Genomic DNA, 24,445 nt, shown 5'->3' on the forward strand with positions numbered 1-24,445 from the left:
AGCTAGTTCGGAGGATACTCGTCGGCGTGGCGGCGATCGTCGATCCTTTCGAGGCCCGGCTCATCCCCTCGGACGCGGTCCGGATCGGCCTGGTCGTGCCCGTGTCGGGGGTGCTCGGGCTGGTGGGGCCGTGCGCGATCAACTGCGCGGTGCTGGCCGCCGAGGAGGTCGACGCCCGCGGCGGCGTGCTCGGCAGGCAGATCGAGCTGGTGCTGGTCGACGGCGGGCGGCCGGGGCGCGAGGTGGCGGCCGAGGTGGCCGGCCTGGTCGCGTCCGGCACCGTCGAGGCGGTGGTGGGCACGCACGCCAGCGACGTGCGGATCGACGTGGTCGCGGCGATCGGCGGGCGGGTCCCGTTCGTGTACGCGCCGCCGTACGAGGGCGGGGGGCACGCGCCGGGCGTCTACTTCCTCGGCGAGACCCCCGGCAGGCAGCTCGAACCGGGCATCGAATGGCTGGTCAGCGTCCATCGGGCACGCCGCTGGTACCTGCTGGGCAACGACTACGTCTGGCCCCGCCTGGTGCACGCGGGCGCCCGCCGCCGGTTGCGGGCGCGCGGCGCGACCGTCGTCGGCGAGGCGTTCGTCCGGTACGGCGAGGCGGCCTCCTGGCTCGGCCGGATCGCCGACGCCCGCCCCGACGCGATCCTGCTCACGCTGATCGGCAGCGACCTGGTCGCCTTCAACCGGGCCTACGCGGCCGCCGGCCTCGGCGCGGCCCGGCTGTGCGGGGCGCTGGAGGAGCACGGCCTGCTCGGCATCGGCGGCGACGGCACCGGCGAGCTCTACGCGTCGATGGGCTACTTCCGCGACCTGCCGACCGAGGCCAGCCTGCACTTCGCCGAGCGGTACGCCAAACGCTTCGGCCCGCACGCCCCCATGCTCAACGCCCATGGCCATGGCTGCTACGAGGCCGTCGCGATGCTCGCCGCCCTGTCCGCGCGGGCGGGCAGCCTGGCCGTCCCCGCGCTCGACGCGGTGGCCGACGGCACCACGATCGTCAGCGCGCGCGGCCCGCTCACGCTGCTGAACCGGCAGGTGCGGCGCACGGTGCACCTCGGCAGGGCGGACGGCCTGGATTTCTTGCTTGAGAAACCTTTTCACTAGAAAGCTTTGGCTCTAAGGTGCGAAACGCCCCCCAACCTCAACAAGGAGCCGCGCAACATGAGCACCGTTGAGCAGTTCGGCTACCGCCAAGAGCTCAAACGCTCTCTGGGCTTCGCCGACCTGATGATCTATGGCCTGATCTTCATGGTGCCGATCGCACCGTTCGGCATCTTCGGCGGCGTGTTCCAGTCGTCCGGCGGCATGGTCGCGCTGGCCTACATCATCGGCCTGGTCGCCATGGCGTTCACGGCGCTGTCGTACTCGCAGATGGCCCAGGCGTTCCCCATGGCGGGCTCCGTCTACACCTACGCCGGGCGCGGCATCTCGGCGCCGGTCGGCTTCATCGCCGGATGGGCGATCCTGCTCGACTACATCCTGGTGCCGTCGCTGCTCTACCTCATCGCCAGCCTGGCCATGAACTCGTTCGTGCCCGGCATCCCGGTCTGGGGCTGGCTGGTCATCTTCGTGCTGCTCAACACGGCCGTCAACTACATGGGCATCCAGATGACCGCGCGCATCACGCGGGTGATGCTGGTCGCCGAGCTGGCCGTGCTGGCGATCTTCCTGGTGGTCGGCGGCATCGCCCTGGCGCAGGGCAAGGCCCAGGCGGGCGCGTTCACGCCGATCTTCGAGCCCTCGACGTTCACCTGGACGCTGGTGTTCGGCGCGGCGGCCACGGCGGTGCTGTCCTTCCTCGGCTTCGACGGCATCTCCACGCTGGCCGAGGAGAACAAGGAGGACGGCAGGCGGCTCGGCCGTTCGATGGTGGCGGCGCTCGGACTGGCCGCGGTGCTGTTCGTGGCGCAGACGTGGGTCGCGGCGCTGCTCATGCCGGACCGCGCGCAGCTGATCGCCAAGGGCGACGAGAACGGTGACGCCTTCTACCGCATGGCGGAGTTCGCCGGCGGCCACTGGCTGAGCGTGCTGACCGCCGTCGCCACCGCGATCGCCTGGGGCTTCGCCAACTCGCTGGTCGCCCAGGCGGCCACCTCGCGGCTGCTGTTCGCGATGGCCCGCGACCGCATGCTCCCCTCGTTCCTGGCCAAGGTCCACCCCAAGCACAAGGTGCCGGTGAACGCCACGCTGGCCGTCGCCGTGTTGTCGCTGGGCATCGGCCTCTACATGAGCAGCCTGGAGAACTACGGCATCCCGCTGCTCAGCCAGCTCGTGAACTTCGGCGCGATGACCGCCTTCCTGATCCTGCACGTGGCCGTCGTCGTCCACCACTGGTTCCGCAGGCGCAGCGGGAACGTGTGGGCGCACGTGGTCGCGCCGGCGATCGGCTTCCTCGTCCTGGCCGGCGTGGTGTACAACACCAAGCTGGTGACCCAGACGGTCGGCCTGATCTGGCTGGCGGTCGGGCTGGTCATCCTGGGTGTCAGCTATCTCGTCGGCCGCAGGCCCGTTCTTCCCTCGGAGGTCAAGTGAACGTCGTCTCCTACCACCCCACGCCGGAGGAGCTCAGCTACACCTTCGGCGGCCGTGCCGCCCTGGGCAGGGTGCGGCCCGGCACGGTGCTGGAGCTGTACACCGAGGACTGCTTCGGCGGCCGGGTGCGGACCGTGGCGGACCTGCCGTCGCGGGTCTGCGAGTTCCCGTACCTGAACCCCGTCACCGGCCCCTTCCACGTGGAGGGGGCCGAGCCGGGCGACACGCTGGCGCTGCACTTCGTCAGGATCACCCCGGCCCGCGACTGGGCGGTCTCCACCACGTTCCCGCACTTCGGCGCGCTGACCGGCACCCACACCACGGCGACGCTCCAGCCGCCGCTGGAGGAGCGGGTCTGGCGCTACGACATCGACGTGGACAAGGGCGTGGCCGTCTACCACGCGCGCAACAGCGACTTCAGCGTCGCGCTGCCGCTCGACCCGATGCACGGCACGGTGGGCGTGGCCCCGGGCGCGAACGAGGCCCGCATGACCATCACCCCCGACGCGCACGGCGGCAACATGGACACCCCGGAGCTGCGCGCCGGCGTCACCGTCTACCTGGGCGTCAACGTCGAGGGCGGCATGTTCTCGATCGGCGACGGCCACGGCCTGCAGGGGCACGGCGAGGTCTGCGGCACGGCCGTCGAGTCGGCCATGAACACGGTGGTCGCGGTCGAGCTGATCAAGAGCGTGGCCACGCCGTGGCCCCGGCTGGAGGACGACCTGCACCTGATGTCCACCGGCTCGGCCAGGCCCCTGGAGGACGCCTACCGCATCAGCCAGCACGACCTGGTGACCTGGACGTCGGAGCTGACCGGGCTCGACACGCTGGACGCGTACCAGCTCGTCAGCCAGGCCGGCCAGGCGCCGGTCGGGAACGTGTGCGACACCAACTACACCATGGTCGCCAAGCTGCCCAAGACCTACCTGGGCGCCCCCTCGGTGTACGAGGACGCCCACGCCCGCCTGCGCGCCCTGGGCGCCCAGTACGACGCATGACAATCCCCCACTTAGGTAAACCTTGGTGTCGCAGGTCAGGGCATTGATCATCTTCCCCGTAGAGTGGGAAAGTGCTCAGGTTGGTACTGTCTCTGGTCCTGCTCGATCCGGCTGGCGTCACCGATGTCGCGCAGCGCAGCGTCCCCGTCCCCCAGGTGCTGACCCCGGACGGCGACCGCCTGGGCTACGCGCCGGTCCCGCGCCCCTACACGGGGGCGCGGCGGCTGACCGGGGTGCTGCTCGGCCATGACCCCGTCACCCGCACCGACGTGTGGTGCGGCGGCGCGATCATCGGCTCGCGCAGCCGCAGCCTGGTGCTGACGGCCGCGCACTGCCTCTACCACGACGGCCGGCCGCTCAAGCGGCTGGTCTTCATGCCCGGGTTCGACAGGGGCAACCCGCGGCACGGCGTCTGGTCCGCGGTGCGCACGTGGGCGCCGGACCGCTGGCGGGCGAACCCCGACTCCCCCGACGTGCTGCCGTACGACGTCGGCCTGGTCGGGGTCGTCAAGGGCAGGCGCCCGCTGGAGGACGTGGTCGGCCAGGGCCTGCCGCCCCTGCGCACGAGCCGCGGCGCCGGGCTGCGCGGGCTCGAACTGCTCGGCTACCCGGCGGGCAAGCGCTACCCGGGCACGCAGATGTACCGCTGCCTGGGCGACGCGGTCGAGGGCTCGACGGTGGGCCCCGGGCTGATGGTCACCCGCAACTGCCATGCCGCCGCCGGAGGGAGCGGCGGCCCGGTGCTGTACGGCGACTCGGTGGCGGGCGTGGTCTCCTCCTCCAGCCCGCTGAGCGACACCGACGGCTACACAGTGCTCGCCCGGCTGGGCGGGACGACGTTCGACCGCATGTTCGCCAGGGCCGACGAGTCGATGCGGGTCAGGAAGCCAGGCTGACGGCCTCTTCGCAGATGGCATGGGTGATCAGGGCGTCCTCGGCGCTGATCACCCGGCCCTCGCGGACCGCGAGCAGGAACTCCTGGCAGATCTGCTCGATGCCGCGCTGCCGGGCGACCGGCACCCAGTCGGGCCGCCTGGTGAGCGTCTCGCCGCCCTCGTAGTCGAGGACGTCGCCGAGGTTGACCACCCGCCGCTTGATGCCGTCGCCCATGACCTCGCAGGTCTCCTCGGCGGCGCCGCTGACCCGGTTCATGACGCCGATCGCGGTGAACCCCGCGCCCGACAGCTCAAGGACGATGTGTTCGAGCAGGTCGCGGCGGACGCGGGTGCGGATCCTGGTCTCGGTGACCGGGCCGGGGGCGAGGAACCTGAGCGTGTCCACGACGTGGATGAAGTCCTCGAAGATGGCCCGCCGGGGCGCGTCGGGGTAGTTGTCGCGGTTCTTCTCCAGCAGCACGAGATGACGGGGAAGGGCCATGAGCCCCGCGTAGCCGGGGGCGTGGCGGCGGTTGAAGCCGACCATCAGCGACCTGCCCTCGGACTCGGCCAGGCGCACCAGGCGCTCGGACTCGGCCAGGCTGTAGGCGATCGGCTTGTCGACGTAGACGTGGATCCCGGCGCTGAGCAGCGGCTCGACGATCTCCGGGTGCGCCTCGGTCGCGGCGTGCACGAACGCGGCGTCGACCCCCGCCTTGATCACCTCGTCGACACTGGTGGACCGGTCGGCGACGCGGTAGGCGTCACCGAGCCGGTCGAGCCGCGCGGTGTTGCGGGTGCACAGGTGGAGGTCGAGGGACTGGGCGGCGAGCACGGGCAGGTACGCCTTCTCCGCGATGTCGCCCAGGCCGATCATGGCTATCTTCATCCGTCGAGCGTAGCCTTCAGCGCGGCCTCCACCGGCGTAGGCGCGACGCCGAAGACCTGCTGAAACGCCGAGGAGTCGAGCACGTAGGGCGCGGTGAACTGGTAGCGCACGTGCCGCAGCTCGCCGATCATGGGCGAGAACAGCCCGGACACCCGCAGCAGCGGCCACGGCAGCGTGGTCATCGTGGGCGCCGGCAGGTCCAGCAGGGCGGCCATCCGGGCGCCGACCTCGCGGAAGGTCATCGGATCGTTGGTGGGCACGTGCCAGGGGCGGCCCCACGCCCGCTCGTCGGCGCCGGCGACGATCAGGGCGTCGGCCACGTCCGGCAGGTAGGTCCAGCTGTGCGGGACGTCGGCGGGGAAGACGAGCCGGATCGTCCGGCCGGCCCTGAGCGGGGGGATGAAGCGGGTGCCCAGGTGGGACTGGTCGGTGGCGCCGGGGCCGAAGAAGTCCGAGCCGCGCACCTCGGTCACCCTGATCCGCCCTTCGCGGTGGGCGGCCAGCGCGTCGTGCCAGATCTTGGCCCGCACCCGGGCCTTGGGGGTGGTGGAGGCCAGCGGCAGGTCCTCGGTCATCGGGCCGGAGACGGGCCCGTACGGGTAGAGGTTGCCCAGGATGGCCAGGACGGCGCCGCTCGACTCCGCGGCGGCCAGGAACGAGGCGGCCATCGGCGGCCAGTCGGTCAGCCACCGGTGGTAGGCCGGGTTGACGCAGTTGTACAGGACGTCGGCCCCCTTGGCCAGCTCGGACAGCCGGGCCTGGTCGGCCACGTCGGCGGCCACCCTGACCGTGCCCTCCGGCCCGCGGCCCGACCGGGTCACGACGACGACCTCGTGCCCCTGCGCGGCGAGCTTGGCGGCCAGGTGCGTGCCGACCTGGCCGGACCCCACGACGACGTGCTTACCCATGATCAGACCTGCTTCCAGATGACGCGCAGCAGCGCGTTGACGACGAAGACGGCGGCGAAGACGATCGCCGGGGTGACCCGGCCGGCGGCGTAGAGCGCGAGCGCGCCGCCGCCGAACCAGACGATCTCCAGCGCGACGCGGGCCAGCCCGGTGAGCGGGATCGTGGCGTTCGCGCCGCCTCCCGCGCCGAACAGCGCCCACACGGCGATGAACAGCGCCGGGCCGCCCAGCCCGGCCAGGAGCTTGATCGCCCAGTTGGGGCTGAGCGTGAAGCCCCAGTAGGCCACCGCGCCCAGCACGCCGAGCTCCAGGAAGAACATCAGCGCGGCGTTGGCGTTCTTGGCGAGGGCGAGCATGGGGATCTCCTGGGGGGTGCGCTGTTCGCTTACGAGAGCAATGCTCTCTCAAAAGAGCGGCACTCGTCAAGAGCGGTGCTCTCGTTTTTTGCCAGTGCTCTGATAACCTGCTGTGCATGACAGCCAGCCGTACCGCGCGAGAGCGCGTGAGAGCCGAGCTCACCAGGGAGATCACCGACATCGCCCGCCGCCAACTGGCCACCGACGGCGCGGGCGGCCTGTCGCTGCGGGCCGTGGCGCGGGAGATGGGCATGGTCTCCTCGGCCATCTACCGCTACTTCCCGAGCCGCGACGACCTGCTGACCGCCCTGATCATCGACGGCTACAACGCGCTGGGCCAGGCCGTCGAGCAGGCCGAGGCCGCCTGCCCGCGCACGGCCCACCTCGGCCGCTGGCTGGCCGCCGGCCATGCCGTCCGCGACTGGGCGGTAACCCACCCCCACGAGTACGCCCTGCTCTACGGCTCGCCCGTGCCCGGCTACCAGGCGCCGCAGGACACCGTCGCGGCCCGGCTGCGCGACGTCACCGTGCTCGGCGCGATCGTCACCGACGCCTGGAACGCGGGCGGGCTGCACCCGCCGGCCGCCCCCGAGCCGCCCGCCGAGGTGGCCGCGGACGCCGAGAACATCCGCGCCCTGATGCCCGGCGTGCCCGACGACGTGGTGTGGCGGGCGATGGCGTCCTGGTCGACGCTCTACGGCTGGGTCAACTTCGAGGTGTTCGGCCAGTTCAACAACACGATCGACAGCCGGCGGGCGGCCTTCGACCACGCGCTGCGGCTGGCCGCCGCGGCGCTCGGCCTCGCCGCGTGACCGGAACGTCCCGGCACGGCGAAAGGGGCAGGAGTGAACGTGCACTCCTGCCCCTTTCGCGAGAACGTCAGCGCGTGGCGCGGTTGACCGCCGAGATGATGGCCTTGAGCGAGGCCGTGGTGGTGTTGGCGTCGATGCCCACGCCCCACAGCACCTGCCCGTCGACCTCGCACTCCAGGTAGGAGGCGGCCTTGGCGTCGCTGCCGGCGCTCATCGCGTGCTCGACGTAGTCGAGGACCCGCACCTTGATGCCGACGCCGGCGATGGCGTCGATGAAGGCCGAGATCGGGCCGTTGCCCACGCCCGCGATCTCCCGGATCTCACCGTCGAGACGCACGTCGGCGCCGATGCGATCTTTGTCGTCGACGGTCGACTCGTGGCGGTGGGCCATGAGGCTCAGCCGGCCCCAGCGGTTGGCGGGGTTGGGCAGGTATTCGTCGCGGAAGATCTCGTACATGGCGGTGGGGCTGATCTCGCCGCCGCCTTCGTCGGTGCGGGCCTGCACGACCTTGGAGAACTCGATCTGCAGCCGGCGCGGCAGGTCGAGCTGGTGGTCGGCCTTCATGATGTAGGCCACGCCGCCCTTGCCCGACTGGCTGTTGACCCGGATGACGGCCTCGTAGGTGCGGCCGATGTCCTTGGGGTCGATCGGCAGGTAGGGCACCGCCCAGGTGAACTCGGCCACCGGCGTGCCGGCCGCCGCGGCGTCGCGCTCCAGGTGCTCGAAGCCCTTCTTGATGGCGTCCTGGTGGGAGCCGGAGAAGGCGGTGTAGACCAGCTCGCCGCCCCACGGGTGGCGCGGGTGCACGGGCAGCTGGTTGCAGTACTCGGTGACGCGGCGGATCTCGTCGATGTCACTGAAGTCGATCTCGGGGTCGACGCCCTGCGAGAACAGGTTCATGCCCAGGGTGACCAGGCACACGTTGCCGGTGCGCTCGCCGTTGCCGAACAGGCAGCCCTCGATGCGGTCGGCGCCGGCCATGTAGCCCAGCTCGGCGGCGGCCACGGCGCTGCCCCGGTCGTTGTGCGGGTGCAGCGACAGCACGATCGAGTCGCGGTGCCGCAGGTTGCGGTGCATCCACTCGATCTGGTCGGCGTAGACGTTGGGCGTGGCCATCTCGACCGTGGCGGGCAGGTTGATGATGACCTTGCGGTCGGGGGTGGGCTGCCACACCTCGTTGACGGCGTCGCACACCTCGACGGCGTACTCCAGCTCGGTGCCGGTGAACGACTCGGGCGAGTACTGGTAGAAGACGTCGACGTCGGTGGCCTCGGCCAGCTTCCTGACCAGCTTGGCGCCCTCGACGGCGATGGCGGTGATGCCCTCCTTGTCCTGGCCGAACACGACGCGGCGCTGGAGGGTGGAGGTCGAGTTGTACAGGTGGACGATGGCCTGCTTGGCGCCCTCGATCGCCTCGAAGGTGCGCTCGATCAGCTCGGGCCTGGCCTGGGTCAGCACCTGGATGACGACGTCGTCGGGGATGCGGCCCTCGTCGATGATCTGCCGGACGAAGTCGAAGTCGGTCTGGGAGGCGGCCGGGAAGCCGACCTCGATCTCCTTGTAGCCCATGCGTACCAGCAGCTCGAACATCTGGAGCTTGCGATGGGAGTCCATCGGGTCGATCAGGGCCTGGTTGCCGTCGCGCAGGTCGACCGCGCACCACCGGGGCGCCTTGGTGATGACCTGGTCGGGCCAGGTGCGATCGGTCAGCCGGATCGGTTCGAACGGCTGATAACGATGGGCCGGCATGGGACTGGGCTGCTGGGCGTTCATGTCTGCTGCTCCTCGTCGGTCGAGTCGAAAGCGGCCGACGCGCATGACTGGCTCCGCGACGAGGGAGCCGGCCTTACAGGCCCTCGCCGCGGCAGCTAAGAAGCAGCCCGCGCAGCATGCCAAGCACGCTACCAGACGTCTCGGGATTCGCTGCCCTTGATCTCACATCATGAGAGCCGATCGGTCCACCGATGGTGAAACACCAGGTCAGGGCCGCGAAATTCCGGCGCGCGCCACTGTTGGTCCGGGATGAGCACGCTCAGGCAGGTGACGCAGCCCTCCAGCCGCTCGAACTCCGAGATGTCCACCCTCGTCACGACGAGCCCGCGCCGCTCCAGCATCGCCGCGGTCCTCGGGGCGGAGGCGGCCAGCAGCACCCGGTCGCCGCCCAGCGGCACCACGTGCGCGCCCGGCTCCTCCGGCGGTTCGAGCAGGCCGGGCAGCTCGACGCGACCGGGATCGCCGATGAGCGTCCCGTCGGGCAGGGCGGTCACCGCCGACTTCAGGTGCAGCACGCCGCGCAGGCCCACGGGCACGACCCGCCGCTCGGGCAGCAGGGCGGCGAGCTGGCTGACGCCCTCGTCGTCGGTGCGGGCCGACCTGCCGACGTACACGGTGGGGCCGACCTGGAGCACGTCGCCGCCGTCCAGGGTGCCGGGGCGGGCGATCCGGACCGCCTTCAGGCCGAGCTCCCGTACGGCCCGTTCCACGGACTCCACCTCCGGACGCCGCTCCGGCGCGCCCGGCCGGGTGAGCACGGCCAGCCGCCCCGACACCACCACGGCGTCCTCCACGAAGGGCGCGTCGGGCAGGTGGTCGGCGTCCTCGGCGTAGACCGGCCGCCATCCGGCCGCGGCCAGCGCCGCGACGTAGGCGTCGTGCTGGTGACGTGCGCGTTCGTGGTCCACGGGCGCACGCTCGATGTGCGTGACGATGCCCTCGGCGATCCGGGGTCCGGGCTTCCTTACCAGCGCGATACCAGACATAGGGCGTGTTCTATCACGCAGTCGTTAGAGTCTTGGGCATGCGGGACGACGAGATTCTCACCAGGATCAGCGCTCTGGTCGCCGAGGAGCACGAGCTGCGCGGCAGGCTGTCGGCGGGCGAGGTCACCTCCGACGAGGAGCACGCGCGGGTCAAGCAGCTGGAGGTGGCGCTCGACCAGTGCTGGGACCTGCTCCGGCAGCGCCGGGCCAGGCGCGGCGCGGGCGAGGACCCCGACGGCGCGGCCGTCCGCCCGGCCGGCGAGGTGGAGAACTACCGGCAGTAGGGCCCACCGGCGGTAAAACGGCTGGCCGGAGGCGGCGCCGATGCGATTGGCTGGACGGATGCACATCCAGCCAATCGACTTCGACCGGCCGGGCGAGCTGATGACGGGCCTGCACGACGCCTACCTGGCCGCCCACGCGCACGAGCCCGGCCCCAAGTTGTCGCTCACCCGCCTGTCCGTCATCGCCCTCCTCGGCCCTCCCGGCGACCGGGTCGAGTCCTGGGTCCTGACCGACGGCGGCAAGGTCGCCGGCGGCTACAGCCTGGCGCTGCCCCAGTCCGACAACCGGCACATGGGCTGGCTGTTCCCGCTCGTGGTCCGGCCCGAGCTGCGCGGCCGCGGCCTCGGGAGCGAGCTGTTCGAGCACGCCCTCGGCCGGATGCGCGCCCACGGCCGCACCCTGCTGCTCACCGAGACGCCCACCACCGGCGTCGGCGCCCGCTTCGCCCGCGCCCACGGGATGACGGTCGCGCTCCAGGAGGCCCGCCGCACGCTCGACCTGCGCACGGCCGACTGGGCCGCGCTGCGCGGCATGCTGCCCGAGGTGCCGGGCTACCGCGTCGAGCGGTTCGCCGGCCCGGCCGGTCCTGAGCTGCTGGCCGACCTCGCCACGCTGATGAGCGGCATGAACGACGCCCCGCGCGACGCCGACGTCGAGGACATGACCTTCAACCTCGACCGCCTGCGCCTGCGCGAGGAGCGCGTCACGCTCGGCGGCGAGACCTGTTACACGATGATCGCCAGGCGCGAGTCCGACGGCGCGCCCGCCGGCTACACGCGGATCTACCTCACCGCCGACCGCTCCGACGGCTGGGGCCACCAGGCCGACACCACCGTCCTGCGCGAGCACCGCGGCCATCGGCTGGGCCTGCTGCTCAAGCTGTCCAACCTGCTGTGGCTGCGCGAGCGCGAGCCCCACCTGGAGCGGATCATCACCTGGAACGCCACGTCCAACGCCCACATGCTGGCCATCAACGAGGCCATGGGGTTCGAGCTGCTCGACGAGTGGGACGAGTGGCGGCTGACGGTCTGACCTTTCCCCGGCTAACCTGACACGTCATGACGTTGGAGGCGCTGAGGGACGCGGATCCGCGGCAGGTGGGGCGCTACGCCCTCCTGGGCCGGCTGGGCGAGGGCGGCATGGGCGTCGTCTACCTGGGCGAGGAGCCCGGCGGCACCCGGGTGGCCGTCAAGCTCATCCACGCCAGGATGGACGCCGACCCCGACTTCCGGCGCAGGTTCGCCCGCGAGGTGGCCGCGGCCCGGCGGGTCGCCCGCTTCTGCACCGCCCCGGTGCTCGACGCCGACGTGCACGCGGACGTGGCGTACCTGGTCACCGAGTACGTCGAGGGGCCCAGCCTGGACGACGCGGTGCGCGACTCCGGGCCGCTGAAGGGCTCCGCGCTCGACGGGCTGGCCGCGGCCATGGCGATGGCGTTGCGGGCCATCCACGGAGCCGGGGTCGTGCACCGTGACCTCAAGCCGTCGAACGTGCTGCTGTCCCAGGTGGGGCCCAAGGTCATCGACTTCGGCATCGCGCGGCTGGCGGAGTCGGAGATGAGCAGCGCGATCGTGGGGACGCCGTCGTACATGTCGCCCGAGCAGGTGGCGGGGTCGCGGGTCGGGCCGGCCTCGGACATCTTCTCGTGGGGCTGCACGGTCGCCTTCGCCGCCGGGGGGCTGCCGCCGTTCGGGTCGGGGTCGGTGCCGACGATCCTGTTACGCATCGTCAACGAGGCTCCCGAGCTGCGGGGGTTGTCGGGGCCGCTGCTCGACCTGGTGACCGCGTCGCTGGCCAAGAGCCCGGCCGCCCGCCCCACGGCCCAGGACCTGATGGACGCCCTCAGCACCGCCACCCCCTCCGCCGCCCTCCCCACCCCACCCCCCTCCCCCACCGCCGGGCCGCCGCCCGCCGTCCCCCCTCCACCTTCCACCGCCGGGACGCCGGGCACCGTCCCCCCTTCTCCTCTCGAAGGGACGGACGCGACGGCGGCGGGGAAGCGGCGCATGAGGCTGCTGGCCGCGGCCGCGGCGGTCGTGGTGGCGGCCGCCGGCGTCACCACGGCCCTGCTGTGGCCCCACGGCGACACCCCCGCGAGCACCCGCACCGCCACCGGCACAGAACCGGCCTCCACCGCCACGCCCCGCAACCCGCTGCGCGAGAACGGCGTCACCTTCTGGTCCGAGAAGGAGAAGGCCGCCGCCCGCCAGGCCGCCGTGTGGCAGAAGGACCGTCCGGCCGACGCCGCGCTCATGGAGCGGCTGGCCGCCGTCCCGCACGCCATCCGCCTGAACCAGCCCGAGGTCAGGGCCACGGTCGAGACCGCCGTGACCGCCGCGCAGGAGGCGGGCGGCGTGCCCGTCTTCCTGGTCAACTACATGCCGGGCGGCGGCGACTGCGCCGCCGTCGGCGCGGGCGGGATGCAGGTCTACCAGGAGTGGGTCAAGGGCGTCGCCCGCCAGATCGGCGACCGCAAGGCCGTGATCATCCTGGAGCCGTCCAGCCTGGTCAACCTGCCCGGCACCAAGGACTGCGCGCTGGCCGGCACGGCCGAGCAGCGCTACCGGGACCTGCGCGAGGCCGTGCGATCGCTCAAGACCGGGCACCCCGGCACGGCCGTCTACCTCGACGGCAGCCAGGACCTCTACCCCGGCACCGAGGTCATGGCCCAGCGCCTGATCGGCGCCGGGATCGACCGGGCCGACGGGTTCTTCGTCAACACCGCCTCCTTCCAGCCCACCCCCAAGGCCGTCGAGTACGGCAAGTCGCTGTCGGCCTGCATCGCCGTCATGCGCAGGACGGGCGGCGCCACCTGCCCGAAGGACGCCGACCCAGGCGGCGACCTGCCGCACTTCGTGGTGGACACGGCCAGGAACGGCCAGGGCTCGTGGTCGCCGACGAAGAAGTACAAAGACCCGCAGACCTGGTGCAATCCACCGGGCCGGGGCGTCGGCGAGCGGCCCACGACCGACACGGGCGAGGAGCTGGCGGACGCCTACCTGTGGATCACCCGGGCCGGCAGCTCGGGCGGACGGTGCCGGCGCGGCACGAACGGCGACAAGGACCCCGAACGCGGCGTGGTGGCGCCGGAGAGCGGCGAGTGGTGGGCCGATCTGGCGCTCGAACGCGCGAAGAACGCCCGGCCCCCGTTGCGCTGAGGAAAACCCGATGTTAAGCGCACGTTAGATCTGAGCCGCCGCACCTTGTCCGAACAACCTTCTGGGGAGAGGCTCTGGCCTGCATCCACTCCCCCCAGGAGGTCCTACATGAACAAAGCGCGCGTGCCGTGGAAGGCAGTGATCGGCGGCTCCGTCGGCAATCTGGTCGAGTGGTACGACTGGTTCGTCTACAGCAGCTTCGCCGTGTACTTCGCCGCTTCGTTCTTCCCTGACGGGGACGACACGGCCAAGCTGCTCAACACCGCGGCCATCTTCGCCGTCGGCTTCTTCATGCGCCCGCTCGGCGGCTGGCTGCTCGGCCGGTACGCCGACCGCCGGGGCCGCAAGGCGGCGCTCACGCTCACCGTCACGCTGATGTCGGCCAGCGCGCTGCTGATCGCCATCGCGCCGACGTACGAGTCGGTCGGTTACGCCGGCGCGCTGGTCCTGGTGGTCGCGCGGCTGCTCCAGGGCCTGTCGGTGGGCGGCGAGTACGCCGCCAGCGCCACGTACCTGACGGAGGCCACCCCGCGCGGCCGGCGCGGCTTCGCCTCCAGCTTCCAGTACGTCTCCATGACCGCCGGCCAGCTCGTCGGCCTCGGCCTGCAGATCATCCTGCAGAACACGATGTCGAAGGAGGCCCTGAACTCCTACGGCTGGCGGGTGCCGTTCGTGGTCGGGGCCCTGGCCGCCGCCGTCGTGTTCTACCTGCGCCGCAGCCTGCTGGAGACCGAGGCGTACGGCGAGGAGGAAGAGGAGCGCCGGGACAAGGGCACGATCAGGCAGCTCCTGGCGCACAAGAAGGAGGCGCTGCTGGTCATCGCCCTGACCATGGGCGGCACGGTCGCGTACTACACCTACACGACGTACCTCACCAAGTACCTGTCGAACACCGCGGGCCTGCCGAAGGAGACGGCCACGCTGGTCAGCTTCTGCGCGTTGTTCATCTTCATGTGCCTGCAGCCGCTGGCCGGGTCGCTGTCGGACCGCATCGGGCGCCGGCCGCTGCTGATCACGTTCGGGATCGGGTCGATGCTGGGCACGGTGCCGCTGATGACCGCGCTGGGCGGGGCGAGCGGCTTCGGGGGCGCGCTCGTCCTGTCGCTCGCCGGCCTGGTGATCGTGACCGGCTACACCTCGATCAACGCGGTGGTGAAGGCCGAGCTGTTCCCGACGCACGTGCGCGCGCTGGGGGTGGCGCTGCCGTACGCGATCGCGAACGCGTTGTTCGGCGGCACCGCGGAGTACGTCGCCCTGTGGTTCAAGGACAAGGGCATCGAGTCCGGCTTCTACTGGTACGTCTCCGCCTGCGCCGCCGTCTCCCTGGTCGTCTACCTGACCATGCGCGAGACCCGCGACGCGGCGCTGTCCCGCAGCGAGGGCGCCGAGCCGTCGGATCCGGTCACCGCCCGCGTCTAACCTGGCACCATGCGGGTTCTCCTGGTCGAGGACGACGATCGTCTCGCCTCCGCGCTCACCACCGCGCTGGCCCGGCACGGCCATTCGGTCACCCGCGCCGGCCTGGCCGTCGACGCCCTCCGCCTGGCGGGGGGCGTCGACTTCGTCCTGCTCGACCTGGGCCTGCCCGACATGGACGGGCTCGACGTGCTGCGCCGGCTGCGCCGCGTCTCGGCGGTGCCGCTCATCGTGGTCACCGCCCGCACGCAGGAGCGCGAGGTGCTGCGCGGCTTGCGCTCGGGGGCCGACGACTACCTGGTCAAGCCGTTCCGCACGGTCGAGCTGATGGCCCGCATGGAGGCGGTGCTGCGGCGCGGCACGCGTCCGATGCCGGCGCGCGACCATGTGGTGTGCGTCGGCGACGTGCGCATCGACCTGGAGTGCAGGCAGGTCACGGTGGCCGGGCGGCCGGTGGCGCTGACCAGGCGCGAGTTCGACGTGCTGGCGCTGCTGGCCCGCGAGCCGGGCGTGGTGCGCAGCCGGGAGGAGATCCTCGACGAGGTCTGGGGCGATCCGCTGCTGTCGGCGTCCCGGTCGCTCGACGTGCACGTGGCGGGGCTGCGGTCCAAGACCGGGCGTCCTGGGCTGGTGGAGACGTTGCGCGGCACCGGCTACCGGCTGGGCCCGGCGGGATGAACGCGCGGCTGGTGGTCACGTTCACCACGCTGATCGTCTTCCTGATCGCGGCGCTGGCGGTGCCGCTCGGCCTGGCCTACGCCTCCCACCGGACCAACCGCCTGCTGCTCGACCGGCGCGCCGACGCCACCCGCTTCGCCGAGCTGGCCGACGCCGCGGCCCGCGACGACGACCGCACGGGCCTGATCACCGAGGTGTCCCGCTACGCCGACCTTTACGGCGCGGCCGTCCGGGTGCGCGACCGCGACGGCTCGATCCTGGTCTCGGCCGGCCGGTTCGAGGCCGACGACCGGGAGGCGACCCGGCTCGCGCTGTCCGGCCGCACGACCGAGGACCTGCCCACGGTCAGCCCGTTCGGCCCGGCCACGGTGCTGCTGGCCGAGCCCGCCGGGCGTGACGCGCAGGTGTCCGGCGTGGTGCTGCTGGAGGCCCCGACCGGGCAGGCCCGGCTGGACGTGTCGCTGGTTTGGGGCGCGCTGGCGGCGGGGGCGCTGGTCGCGCTGGCCTGGTCGGCGCTGGCGGCCCGGCGGCTGGCCCGCTGGATCCTGCGGCCGGTGACCGAGCTCGACCGCACCACGCGGGCCATCGCGCAGGGTCAGCTCGACGCGCGGGCGCATCCCGGGGCGGGCCCGTCGGAGCTGCGGCGGCTGGAGGAGCGCTTCAACGCGATGGCCGACGCGGTCTCGGCGGCGATGGAACGGCAGCGGGCCTTCGTGGCCGACGCCTCGCACGAGCTGCGCACCCCGCTCACCGTGCTCGGGCTGCGGCTGGAGAACCTGGAGCCGCACCTGCGCGAGGAGGGCACGGCCGAGTACGCCGAGGCGATGTCCGAGCTCGACCGGCTGGTGTTGCTGGTGGAGGACCTGCTGGTGCTGGCCAAGGTCGAGGCGGGCGCGGGCCTGGCGGGCAAGGAGGCCGGGCTCGGCGAGCGGCTGGCGGTGTGGCGCGAGGTCTACGCGGCCAAGGGCGTGTGCCTGGTGGCCGACGTCCCGGCGGGCGCGGTGGTGCCGGAGGCGGCGGCCAGGATCGCCGACATCGCCCTGGACAACGCCCAGAAGTTCGTCCCCGAGGGCGGCACGGTGACGGTCACGCTCGACGGCGGGACGCTGCGCGTGGCCGACGACGGGCCGGGGCTGGGCGCGGCGGAGCGGGCCGAGGCGCTGGGGCGGTTCTGGCGGTCGGGGGCGCACGCCAACGTCCCGGGCAGCGGGCTCGGCCTGGCCATCGCGGCCGAGCTGGCCAAGGCGTGCGGGGCCACCCTGCGGCTGCTGCCCGCCGTGCCGCACGGGCTGGTGGTCGAGCTGGCCCTGGCTCAGCCGTAGACCGAGCGGTAGTAGCGGGCCGCGCCCGGGTGCAGGGGCACGACGCCGGTGCCGATGGCGTAACGCCTGTCGAGGCGGCCGCCGGGAGCCGAGGGGGCCTGGAGGCGGTCGCGGGCGCGGAAGAGCGTCTCGGTGACGGTGAAGGCCAGGTCGTCGGGGAGCGTCGTACGGCACATCAGGTAGCTCGGCGTGCCCACGGTCGGCACCTGCCTGGCCAGCCCGTACGCGCCGGCCGGCACGGCGGCGTGCTCGTAGACCGGCCCGTAGCGGCGGCGCAGCACCGGCACCAGCGACTCCAGCGGCACCAGCGCGATGTCGTCGAGCGCGGCGAGCGCGGGCGTCGGCACGCCCCCCGACCAGAAGAACGCCTCGATGCGGCCGCCGCGCAGCTCGGTGACGGAGGCGTCGAGGCCGAGCCTGGTGATCTGCGGCGGCGTGCGCAGCCCGGCGGCCGACAACACGCGCGTCGCGGTCACCGCCGTGCCCGACCCCTCGACCCCGATCGACACCGGACGCCCCGCCAGGTCGCCGACGCCGGTGATGCGCGCGCCCTCGCGCACGACCAGATGCACGTAGTTCATGTACATCCGGGCCAGCGCGGAGACCGGCTGGTGGCGCACCCTGACCGCGTCGTCGGCGCTGTCTGCCAGCGCGAACCCGACGTCGGCCCGGCCGCCGGCCATCATGGTGAGGTTCTGGACGCTGGCCGCGGTCTCCACCACCCGCACGGTCAGCCCGTCGTGCCGCAGCTCGCCCGCCAGCCGCTGCCCGAGCGCGCCGTACGGGCCGCCCGCCAGCCCGGTGACCAGCCGCAGCTCGGCGGGCCTGGCCGTGGAGCAGCCGGCCGCGAGCGCGGCGAGCCCGAGGAAGGCTCGGCGGGACATGGGCATGATGTCACGGTATCCGGTCACGCAGAATGGACAGTGTGACCGAACGGGACGCACGCCTGCGCATCGCCGCCGAGCTGAGGATGTTCGTGCCCGTGAGCCGCCGCGGGGAGTGGCAGCGGGTGACCACCGACGGCACCTCGACGCTCGGCCATCACGTGGAGTCGCTCGGCATCCCGCTGACCGAGGCGGGGCCGATGCTGTCGGAAGGCCGCGGCGTGGCCCCGTCCCACCTGCTCGCGCCGGGCGAGACGGTCGAGGTGCACCCGATGCCCCGGCCGCAGCCGCTGCCCGCCGGGCCGCGGTTCCTGCTCGACGTGCACCTCGGCACGCTGGCCCGGCGGTTGCGCCTGCTCGGCGTGGACACCGCGTACCACAACGACATGGACGATCCGGCGCTGGTGGTCCAGGCCAACGAGGAGCGTCGGGTGCTGCTCACCCAGGACCGCGGCCTGCTGCGCCGCCGCGCGCTGTGGCTGGGCGCCTACGTCCACGGCTCGCGCCCCGCCGACCAGCTCCGCGACGTGCTCGAACGCTTCGAGCCGCCGCTGGCTCCGTGGACGCGCTGCACGGCCTGCAACGGCGTGCTCGTGCCGGTGACGAAGGAGGAGGTCGGGCCGCTGCTGGAGGCCGGCACCCGGCGCAGCTACGACGCCTACGGCCGGTGCGGCGACTGCGGACAGGTCTACTGGCAGGGCGCGCACAGCGGCAACCTTGAGGAGATCGTGCAATCGGCGCGCATTTGGGCCAATAGCCGCTGATTCGCGCTTTGAGAACGACCGTCAAGTTGATCTCAAAAACGCCCTCGGCCGGGGGTTACGCGGACGATCAAGGGTATGAGCAGGGGAAACGGCATCACCCGAAATCGGGTGCATACTGACACCCTTCCACCCCGTTGAGCAAAAGACTCCAATTCGACGTTTATCCGGAAAAATTCGGATACGTCGCGTTTCCGCGTATCCATCTCGCGGCGCACGATCGGGGGAAATACCGCAAATGGCCAAGAATCGAAAGCTCGGCCACGGCGCCGGGCCCGCTCCACGCGTATGGAGCGTCAGAAGGAAGTGGGCCACCGCCATTGTCGGCATGGCCACGACGCTGGTGGGCCTGCCCGGCGTCGTGGTGAAGTACAGCCAGGCGCAGAGCGAGCGGGAGACGCCCCGGCTCGTCATCACCGCGCCCGTCACCGGCCCCGGGGCCACCGCCTCGCCCTGCCCGCTGGTGAGAGGCACCGCCACGCTGCCCGAGGGCACGACCCTGCTGATCGGCGTACGCCGCACGACCGGCACGCCGCGCACCAGACACACCCGCTTCTACCGCGTCGACCCCGTGCGGGCCTCCGGCCAGTGGGACGTGCCCGTCTCGCTCGAAGGCGGCGACCCCGCGATGGCCGGGGAGTGGTACGCGATCACCGCGCTCACCGTGCCGACCGAGTGGGCCGACTTCCTGGAGAAGGTCGGCGGCACCCCGGGCGATCCGCTGATGTCCGCGTCCGCGATGCCGCCGCACGTGGGCGAGACGCCCTCCATAGAGGTCCAGCGGGACGCCGGCCCCGCCACCTGCTGAACCCCACCGTGACCTCGCCGTCAGGCGCGGTCGAACTCGCTCGCCTTCACGCCCGCCACGAACGCGTCCCACTCGGCGGGCGTGAAGAACAGCTTGGGCCCGTCGGGGTCCTTGGAGTCACGCACGACGACCAGCTCAGCCTGCCCGCCCTTGTGCGCAGGGCCGCCAGGAACGTTCTTGAGCTCGGCGATCTCGACGCAGTTGCCGCCGTTGTCGCCGGAAAAACTGGACTTCTGCCACTGGACACAGCTCAGGTCCATCGTTCCACCATGGCTTTCTTTATCGTTTCAAGGGACATGCTCAAGGGCAACGCCTCGGTACGGATGGCCTCGAACCGCTCCACGGCCGCCGAGACGTCCTCATGATCGCTCGTCGTGATGCCGCGCACCGCGGTTTCCGCGTACAACACCTCGGAGCCTCCGTCCAGGGTCGCGATCACGAAGCCACCCGTCAAGCCGGAGTGCAGCCCGTGCGGGAGGACCTGGATGCTGAGCCGCGGGGTGACCGCGTCGAGCAGCCGCCGCAGTTGACCCTTCATCAGCTCCGGCCCGCCGATGGGCCGGAACAGCACCGCCTCGTCGATGACGCAGCGCAGCGACGGAGGGTCGTCGCGGGCAAGGATCGCCTGCCTCTCCATGCGCGCGGCCACCGCGGCCTCGTTGCCGCGCAGCAGGGCGCGGGCGTACTGCTCGGTCTGCAGGAGGCCGGGCACCAGGAGCGGCTCGTAGGTGCGCAGGGTGAGCGCCGCCTGCTCCTTCTCGTGCCACTTGCCGAACCAGGAGGGGAAGACCTGACCCTTGCGCCAGTCGAGCAGGCGGCGCAGGGCGCCGCCGGTGCCGAGGGCCTTGTCGCAGGCCTCGGCGAACTCGGGGCTGGCCGGGAGCTGACCGGTCTCGACGCCGCTGATCAGGCCCTCGCTGAAATGGATGCGCTCGGCGAGCTGCCCCTGTGTCAGGCCCGCCGCCTTCCGGTAGTGCCGCAACTCTCTGCCCCATATCGCCTGAGGCGCGTAGAAGTCGGCCACCCTGCCCTCCCCTCGCCCGGGTTCAACGCCAACGGCACGGACTTCAAAGTCCACTCCTTGCAATCAGATCACTACCGACCGTAGTCATATGGCGTCACGCTGGCCACATGAAATCCGAAAGTCCCGCCGTGACGCTCGCCGACCGGCGGCCCCTGCCGGACACGGTCCTCGGCGAACGGCGGATGCCCCGGCACCCCGGTTGCGTCTCCTCCGTGCGGCGGTTCGTCCGCGACGTCGCCAAGGATCACGAAGCGGCGGAGGCCGCCGTCGAGATCGCCCAGCTTCTCGTCTCGGAGCTGGTCACCAACGCGCTCACCCACGCCCGCTCGGCGGAACCCGTCCGGGTCGTGGTGGTCCGGGAGGGCCGGCTGCTGACCGTGGAGGTCCGCGACTCGTGCGCCACCCTTCCCCGGATGGGCCAGGCCGACCCGCTGGCCTGCCGGGGGCGGGGGCTGGCCATCGTCCACAGCCTGTCCCACGACTGGGGCTGGAACCCCGTGCCGCCCGGCAAGGCGGTCTGGTTCCAGGTCGTCGCCTGGGCGTCCTAGCGGCACACGTCGAACGGCTCGACCCCCGGCAGGTACGCCCGCCACTCCGCCGCCGTGAGCGCGCGGCCGGCGCGGGCGCACACGGTCGCGGCCACATGCCGCCGGTCGAGGTCGTGCGTACGGAAGGCGCCGTCGTCGTCCAGGGTGTACAGCTTGGTGCCGTCGGCCGAGAAGCCGAGCCAGACGTTGTCGCCGGTCGACTCGGCCATCGCGTCGAACACGACCCCGACGTACCGCCGCGAGGCCACGTCCCACAGGCGGATCCGCGGGCCCTTCTCGTACGTGGCGATCAGCCGTCCGTCGGGCGACCAGACCGGCAGCTCGAACTGCTCCGCGCCCGGCACGCTGGGGAAGGCGCCGAGCATGGTCCGCAGGTCCCGGTCCCACAGCGTGATCCGGTCAGGATGCGAGAAGGCCACCTGGCGGCCGTCCGGGCTGTAGGCGAAGGCGCCGCCGACCCGCCGGGCCTCGGCCCCCAACGGCAGCGCGGTCCCGCCCGCCGGATCGTAGAGCCGCACCTCAGGGCCTCCCATGAGCAGCCGCGAACCGTCCGGCGCGAAGCTCATCGGCCCGGCGCCCGTCACCTTCGTGGTCCGCGCCCGCGAACTCGTGAGGTCGTGCAGCTCCAGCGGCAGCTGCCCCTCGAACCTGGACGGCAGCACGGCCAGGGTCCGGCCGCCGGGGTCGAAGGCGAGCGCGTCGGCCTTCTCCGCCCCCTTCCCGGCCAGCCCGAACGCCTGCGTCTCCCGCCCGCTCGCGACGTCGAGCACGCGGACGCGGGCGCCGTCGCCGTAGGCCAGCCGCGTGCCGTCCGCGCTGAAGGCCATCGCCGAGCCGTCGCCCTTCCAGGCGATCGGGCCGGCCAGACGGCGGCGGGTCGCCGGGTCGAGCAGTTCGAGCCGGTCGTCCCGCTTGACGGCCAGGATTCGGCCGGCCGGGCTCATCCGCAGGTCGGGCAGCTCATCGCCGAGCCGGGGATCGAACAGCGTGGAGACATCGACGGTGGAGACGCCGCCCGCCTCGTTCAGCAGGCGTACGGCCTTGCCCGCCAGGTCGAAGCGGACCTGCGTGACGCCGTCCGGCACCGGGAGCAGCAGAGCGGTCACCAGGCTGTCGCGCGGCCGCAGGACGAGCAGGTCCGCCGGACCCCACGTGGCCACGTACCGGCCGTCGAAGACCAGGTCCGCGGCCTGGCCGTTCGTGCCTTCGAGCTCGTACTCCGTGGTGCCGGAGGGCAGCTCGTACAGGCGGACCTTGGGTTTGTCGTGGCGGGCCACGTCCTCGACGACCACGAGGGCGCGGCCGTCGTCGCTGAACCTGGCCTCGACGGTGGTGCCGGTGCCGGGCAGCGTCGGCAGGTGCAGCCGCCGGCGGCGGCTCAGGTCCCACACCTGCGACCGGTCCTCGCTGTCGGCGACGAAGCCGTAGCGGCCGTCGGGGCTGACGCCGTTGAGTATCGCGCCGCCGGGGGCGGTGAGGGGCTTACGGGTGGCGACGTTCCACCACTGCTCGCCGTCGGAGCCGTGCGGCACCGCGAGCCGGCGGCCGGTGCGGTCGAACTCCAGCGCCCCGAACCCGCTCGCCCTGCTCGCGAACCGGCCGCCGAGGCGGCTGCCGGTGACGGCGTCCCACAGCCGCACGCCCTTGTCGTCCAGGGCGGCCAGCAGGCGGCCGTCGAGGCTCACGGCGACGCTCCGCACGCCCGCGCCGAGTCCGGCCAGCTCGTGCAGCTTCCGGCCGGTCGGGACGTCCCAGACGCGAGCGGTGCCGTCCGTCACGGAGGCCAGGACGTGACCGTCCGTGCTGAGCGCCTGCACGCTCCCCGCGTCCACATACGGCGCCACGAACACGTCGGTGACGTGCTGGGAGCCCGCGTCGTACAGAGCGCCCGCCGTCTCGATCAGCGCCGGGGCCAGCCGCCAGGCCGCCACGGAGAGCAGGCCGGCCAGCGCGGGCTCCAGCTCGCGCAGCCCGGCGGCGCGCAGCGCCAGCTCCCTGGCCAGGGCCTCGTCCCGTTGCCGGGCCGACTCCCTGCGCAGATACTCCGCCGCGCCGAGCCCGCCCAGCGCCACCACCAGCAGCACCGCCAGCACGGCCGCGAGCAGGCCGCGCCGCCGGGTGCGCCTGCGGGCCTGCCCGGCGGCGGCGTCCAGGAAGTCGCGCTCGCGTCCGGCCAGGGTGAGGTCCTTGCGTTCGGTGGCGGCCCACTGCAGCGTGCGGTCCAGGTTGGTGCCCTGGAGCAGGTCGGCGGGCTTGCGGCCGTGGGCGTCCCACTCTGCGGCGGCCTCGGCCAGGCGGCGGTGCACGGGCAGCCCCTCGCGGTTGCCCGCCAGCCAGTCGCGCAGCCGCGGCCACGCCTGCACCAGGCCGGGGGCGACCAACTCGTACGCGTCACCGCCCGGCGCCAGGATGCCCGCCGAGACGAACACGGCGAGCATCGAGTCGACCGCCTTGGCCTCGGGCAGCTCCTCGCGCTCCACGGGACGCAGGCCGTCGCCGTCGAGCAGCCGCAGGAAGACCTCGGGCACGGCCGTCCGCTCGTCCTCGCTCAGCTCGCCGTACAGCTCTTCGGCGATCGCCCCCAGATCGGGCCCGGCCCGCCCCCTCAGCTCCCCCGCCACGATCCCGCCACGGGCCAAGGGGTCGCCGGCGTCCCGGCGGGCGCCCTCCCCCAGCAGGCGGAGCAGCAGGTCCCCGGCGGCGGGACGGGCGGCGGGATCACGGGCGGTGGCCGCCGACACCAGCGGGGCCAGCTCCTCCGGCAGCCCGGCGACGTCCGCCTCGAACTCCAGCACCCGGCCCACGACCGCCATCGGCTCGCCGGCCTCGACCGCGTCGCGCCCCCGCGCCGCGAACAGCACCACCATCCCCCACGCCCAGACGTCGGCCGCCTCGGTGGCGGCGCGCCCGGTGAGCACCTCGGGCGCCATGTAGCCCGGCGTGCCCATGATCGGCCCGGTCGTGGTCGGCCCCACCTCCCTGGCCACGCCGAAGTCGATCACGCGCGGGCCGTCCGGGCCCAGGATGATGTTGTCCGGCTTGAGGTCGCGGTGGACGATCCCGGCCCGGTGGATGGCCGTCAGCGCGGTCGCGACGCCGATCGCCAGGCGGCGCAGCGCGTCCCCCTCGTACGCCCCCGCCTCCGCGGCCACCTCGCGCAGGCTCGGCCCCGGGACGTACTCGCTGACGATGTACAGCGGCGCGTCGTCCACCTGCGCCTCGATCACCCTGGCCGTGCAGAACGAGGCCACCCGCTGGGCCGCCGCCGCCTCCTTGGCCAGCCTGGACCGCGACTCCGCGCTGTCGGACCTGGGCACCTTGACCGCCACACGCTCCCCGGCCTCGCCGTACGCCTCGTAGACCACGCCCTGGCCGCCCGCGCCCAGCCGTGCGGCCAGCCAGTAACGGCCCAAGCGGTGAGGGTCG

At 72.5% G+C, this 24,445-nt stretch carries 23 protein-coding genes; 14 read left to right on the forward strand and 9 right to left on the reverse strand.

Annotated elements, in window-relative coordinates:
• Positions 1–26 precede the first annotated feature (26 nt).
• The 4 genes from ACIBK9_RS21800 to ACIBK9_RS21815 all read left to right on the forward strand — a co-directional run bounded on the left by ACIBK9_RS21800 (position 27) and on the right by ACIBK9_RS21815 (position 4,431).
• Positions 27–1,106: a substrate-binding domain-containing protein gene (locus ACIBK9_RS21800; RefSeq protein WP_358292088.1), complete on the forward strand. Its 1,080-nt coding sequence runs from the start codon at positions 27–29 to the stop codon at positions 1,104–1,106.
• A gap of 57 nt (positions 1,107–1,163) precedes the next feature.
• Positions 1,164–2,534, forward strand: coding sequence for an APC family permease (locus ACIBK9_RS21805; RefSeq protein ID WP_397160618.1), 1,371 nt, complete (start codon positions 1,164–1,166; stop codon positions 2,532–2,534).
• A complete protein-coding gene (locus ACIBK9_RS21810) occupies positions 2,531–3,535 on the forward strand; it encodes an acetamidase/formamidase family protein (protein ID WP_397160620.1) in 1,005 nt (334 codons plus the stop codon). The genes ACIBK9_RS21805 and ACIBK9_RS21810 overlap by 4 nt, the downstream gene beginning before the upstream one ends.
• A gap of 71 nt (positions 3,536–3,606) precedes the next feature.
• Positions 3,607–4,431, forward strand: a complete 825-nt coding sequence (locus ACIBK9_RS21815; RefSeq protein ID WP_358292081.1) for a hypothetical protein — start codon at positions 3,607–3,609, stop codon at positions 4,429–4,431.
• On the opposite strand, the gene ACIBK9_RS21820 is transcribed toward ACIBK9_RS21815, so the two are convergent.
• Genes ACIBK9_RS21820 through ACIBK9_RS21830 form a run of 3 tightly spaced genes read right to left on the reverse strand, consistent with a single transcriptional unit; the run spans position 4,415 to position 6,563 of the window.
• Positions 4,415–5,299 carry a Gfo/Idh/MocA family oxidoreductase gene (locus ACIBK9_RS21820; protein WP_358292079.1) on the reverse strand — a complete coding sequence of 295 codons (885 nt, stop codon included), beginning with the start codon at positions 5,297–5,299 and terminating at the stop codon, positions 4,415–4,417. The genes ACIBK9_RS21815 and ACIBK9_RS21820 overlap by 17 nt on opposite strands.
• Positions 5,296–6,207 (reverse strand): NAD-dependent epimerase/dehydratase family protein, encoded by a 912-nt coding sequence (locus ACIBK9_RS21825; RefSeq protein WP_397160622.1) that lies wholly within the window; start codon positions 6,205–6,207, stop codon positions 5,296–5,298. Before ACIBK9_RS21825 ends, ACIBK9_RS21820 begins: the two co-directional genes overlap by 4 nt.
• A 2-nt stretch (positions 6,208–6,209) precedes the next feature.
• Positions 6,210–6,563, reverse strand: a complete 354-nt coding sequence (locus ACIBK9_RS21830) for a YrdB family protein (RefSeq protein ID WP_387648780.1) — start codon at positions 6,561–6,563, stop codon at positions 6,210–6,212.
• 116 nt (positions 6,564–6,679) lie between these two features.
• Between ACIBK9_RS21830 and ACIBK9_RS21835 the strand changes: the two genes are divergently transcribed.
• Positions 6,680–7,375: a TetR/AcrR family transcriptional regulator gene (locus tag ACIBK9_RS21835; RefSeq protein WP_397160624.1), complete on the forward strand. Its 696-nt coding sequence runs from the start codon at positions 6,680–6,682 to the stop codon at positions 7,373–7,375.
• 67 nt (positions 7,376–7,442) lie between these two features.
• On the opposite strand, the gene leuA is transcribed toward ACIBK9_RS21835, so the two are convergent.
• Positions 7,443–9,149 carry a 2-isopropylmalate synthase gene (leuA, locus tag ACIBK9_RS21840; protein ID WP_358292072.1) on the reverse strand — a complete coding sequence of 569 codons (1,707 nt, stop codon included), beginning with the start codon at positions 9,147–9,149 and terminating at the stop codon, positions 7,443–7,445.
• 167 nt (positions 9,150–9,316) lie between these two features.
• Positions 9,317–10,135: a dimethylargininase gene (gene ddaH, locus ACIBK9_RS21845; RefSeq protein ID WP_397160626.1), complete on the reverse strand. Its 819-nt coding sequence runs from the start codon at positions 10,133–10,135 to the stop codon at positions 9,317–9,319.
• 38 nt (positions 10,136–10,173) lie between these two features.
• Between ddaH and ACIBK9_RS21850 the strand changes: the two genes are divergently transcribed.
• From ACIBK9_RS21850 to ACIBK9_RS21875, 6 genes are all read left to right on the forward strand, one after another.
• Complete coding sequence (locus ACIBK9_RS21850; protein WP_352327988.1) at positions 10,174–10,419, forward strand: DUF2630 family protein; 246 nt, start codon at positions 10,174–10,176, stop codon at positions 10,417–10,419.
• 58 nt (positions 10,420–10,477) lie between these two features.
• Positions 10,478–11,452: a GNAT family N-acetyltransferase gene (locus ACIBK9_RS21855; protein WP_397160628.1), complete on the forward strand. Its 975-nt coding sequence runs from the start codon at positions 10,478–10,480 to the stop codon at positions 11,450–11,452.
• Between the two features lie 26 nt (positions 11,453–11,478).
• Positions 11,479–13,578, forward strand: a complete 2,100-nt coding sequence (locus tag ACIBK9_RS21860; protein ID WP_397160630.1) for a glycoside hydrolase family 6 protein — start codon at positions 11,479–11,481, stop codon at positions 13,576–13,578.
• Positions 13,579–13,686: 108 nt separating this feature from the next.
• Positions 13,687–14,997 carry an MFS transporter gene (locus ACIBK9_RS21865; RefSeq protein ID WP_364339604.1) on the forward strand — a complete coding sequence of 437 codons (1,311 nt, stop codon included), beginning with the start codon at positions 13,687–13,689 and terminating at the stop codon, positions 14,995–14,997.
• A 9-nt stretch (positions 14,998–15,006) separates the two neighbouring features.
• Entirely contained in the window at positions 15,007–15,672 is a 666-nt protein-coding gene (locus ACIBK9_RS21870) for a response regulator transcription factor (RefSeq protein ID WP_358292061.1), read from the forward strand.
• Positions 15,669–16,994 carry an ATP-binding protein gene (locus ACIBK9_RS21875; protein WP_397160633.1) on the forward strand — a complete coding sequence of 442 codons (1,326 nt, stop codon included), beginning with the start codon at positions 15,669–15,671 and terminating at the stop codon, positions 16,992–16,994. The genes ACIBK9_RS21870 and ACIBK9_RS21875 overlap by 4 nt, the downstream gene beginning before the upstream one ends.
• Here the strand turns inward: ACIBK9_RS21875 and ACIBK9_RS21880 are convergent.
• Positions 16,985–17,884, reverse strand: coding sequence for a TAXI family TRAP transporter solute-binding subunit (locus ACIBK9_RS21880; protein ID WP_397160635.1), 900 nt, complete (start codon positions 17,882–17,884; stop codon positions 16,985–16,987). The two genes, ACIBK9_RS21875 and ACIBK9_RS21880, sit on opposite strands and share 10 nt — an antisense overlap.
• Before the next feature lie 26 nt (positions 17,885–17,910).
• Between ACIBK9_RS21880 and ACIBK9_RS21885 the strand changes: the two genes are divergently transcribed.
• Together ACIBK9_RS21885 and ACIBK9_RS21890 are read left to right on the forward strand one after the other, a co-directional pair.
• Positions 17,911–18,642, forward strand: a complete 732-nt coding sequence (locus ACIBK9_RS21885; protein WP_397160637.1) for a Mut7-C RNAse domain-containing protein — start codon at positions 17,911–17,913, stop codon at positions 18,640–18,642.
• Positions 18,643–18,877: 235 nt separating this feature from the next.
• Entirely contained in the window at positions 18,878–19,447 is a 570-nt protein-coding gene (locus ACIBK9_RS21890) for a hypothetical protein (RefSeq protein WP_397160639.1), read from the forward strand.
• A gap of 20 nt (positions 19,448–19,467) precedes the next feature.
• Here the strand turns inward: ACIBK9_RS21890 and ACIBK9_RS21895 are convergent, their stop codons facing one another.
• Both ACIBK9_RS21895 and ACIBK9_RS21900 read right to left on the reverse strand, forming a co-directional pair.
• Positions 19,468–19,707 carry a DUF397 domain-containing protein gene (locus ACIBK9_RS21895; RefSeq protein WP_352352481.1) on the reverse strand — a complete coding sequence of 80 codons (240 nt, stop codon included), beginning with the start codon at positions 19,705–19,707 and terminating at the stop codon, positions 19,468–19,470.
• The gene (locus ACIBK9_RS21900; protein ID WP_397160641.1) at positions 19,698–20,471 is read right to left on the reverse strand and encodes a helix-turn-helix domain-containing protein; all 774 of its coding nucleotides are present in this window, start codon (positions 20,469–20,471) and stop codon (positions 19,698–19,700) included. Before ACIBK9_RS21900 ends, ACIBK9_RS21895 begins: the two co-directional genes overlap by 10 nt.
• 107 nt (positions 20,472–20,578) lie before the next feature.
• On the opposite strand from ACIBK9_RS21900, the gene ACIBK9_RS21905 reads away from it, so the two are divergent.
• Positions 20,579–21,019 carry an ATP-binding protein gene (locus ACIBK9_RS21905; RefSeq protein WP_397160643.1) on the forward strand — a complete coding sequence of 147 codons (441 nt, stop codon included), beginning with the start codon at positions 20,579–20,581 and terminating at the stop codon, positions 21,017–21,019.
• Here ACIBK9_RS21905 and ACIBK9_RS21910 read toward each other — a convergent pair.
• Positions 21,016–24,432: a protein kinase gene (locus ACIBK9_RS21910; RefSeq protein ID WP_397160645.1), complete on the reverse strand. Its 3,417-nt coding sequence runs from the start codon at positions 24,430–24,432 to the stop codon at positions 21,016–21,018. The genes ACIBK9_RS21905 and ACIBK9_RS21910 overlap by 4 nt on opposite strands.
• Positions 24,433–24,445: the final 13 nt, after the last annotated feature.

It is taken from the genome of Nonomuraea sp. NPDC050227 (assembly GCF_044459705.1).
Classification (GTDB): domain Bacteria; phylum Actinomycetota; class Actinomycetes; order Streptosporangiales; family Streptosporangiaceae; genus Nonomuraea.

Excerpts from the sequence above, each read along its gene's own strand:
- ACIBK9_RS21805 (WP_397160618.1), top strand. The coding sequence starts at position 1,164 with ATGAGCACCGTTGAGCAGTTCGGCTACCGCCAAGAGCTCAAACGCTCT.
- ACIBK9_RS21865 (WP_364339604.1), top strand. The coding sequence starts at position 13,687 with ATGAACAAAGCGCGCGTGCCGTGGAAGGCAGTGATCGGCGGCTCCGTC.
- ACIBK9_RS21820 (WP_358292079.1), bottom strand. The coding sequence starts at position 5,299 with ATGAAGATAGCCATGATCGGCCTGGGCGACATCGCGGAGAAGGCGTAC.
- ACIBK9_RS21835 (WP_397160624.1), top strand. The coding sequence starts at position 6,680 with ATGACAGCCAGCCGTACCGCGCGAGAGCGCGTGAGAGCCGAGCTCACC.
- ACIBK9_RS21870 (WP_358292061.1), top strand. The coding sequence starts at position 15,007 with ATGCGGGTTCTCCTGGTCGAGGACGACGATCGTCTCGCCTCCGCGCTC.
- ACIBK9_RS21875 (WP_397160633.1), top strand. The coding sequence starts at position 15,669 with ATGAACGCGCGGCTGGTGGTCACGTTCACCACGCTGATCGTCTTCCTG.
- ddaH (WP_397160626.1), bottom strand. The coding sequence starts at position 10,135 with ATGTCTGGTATCGCGCTGGTAAGGAAGCCCGGACCCCGGATCGCCGAG.
- ACIBK9_RS21885 (WP_397160637.1), top strand. The coding sequence starts at position 17,911 with ATGGACAGTGTGACCGAACGGGACGCACGCCTGCGCATCGCCGCCGAG.
- ACIBK9_RS21905 (WP_397160643.1), top strand. The coding sequence starts at position 20,579 with ATGAAATCCGAAAGTCCCGCCGTGACGCTCGCCGACCGGCGGCCCCTG.
- ACIBK9_RS21860 (WP_397160630.1), top strand. The coding sequence starts at position 11,479 with ATGACGTTGGAGGCGCTGAGGGACGCGGATCCGCGGCAGGTGGGGCGC.
- ACIBK9_RS21880 (WP_397160635.1), bottom strand. The coding sequence starts at position 17,884 with ATGCCCATGTCCCGCCGAGCCTTCCTCGGGCTCGCCGCGCTCGCGGCC.
- ACIBK9_RS21895 (WP_352352481.1), bottom strand. The coding sequence starts at position 19,707 with ATGGACCTGAGCTGTGTCCAGTGGCAGAAGTCCAGTTTTTCCGGCGAC.
- ACIBK9_RS21850 (WP_352327988.1), top strand. The coding sequence starts at position 10,174 with ATGCGGGACGACGAGATTCTCACCAGGATCAGCGCTCTGGTCGCCGAG.
- ACIBK9_RS21855 (WP_397160628.1), top strand. The coding sequence starts at position 10,478 with ATGCACATCCAGCCAATCGACTTCGACCGGCCGGGCGAGCTGATGACG.
- ACIBK9_RS21830 (WP_387648780.1), bottom strand. The coding sequence starts at position 6,563 with ATGCTCGCCCTCGCCAAGAACGCCAACGCCGCGCTGATGTTCTTCCTG.
- ACIBK9_RS21890 (WP_397160639.1), top strand. The coding sequence starts at position 18,878 with ATGGCCAAGAATCGAAAGCTCGGCCACGGCGCCGGGCCCGCTCCACGC.
- leuA (WP_358292072.1), bottom strand. The coding sequence starts at position 9,149 with ATGAACGCCCAGCAGCCCAGTCCCATGCCGGCCCATCGTTATCAGCCG.
- ACIBK9_RS21825 (WP_397160622.1), bottom strand. The coding sequence starts at position 6,207 with ATGGGTAAGCACGTCGTCGTGGGGTCCGGCCAGGTCGGCACGCACCTG.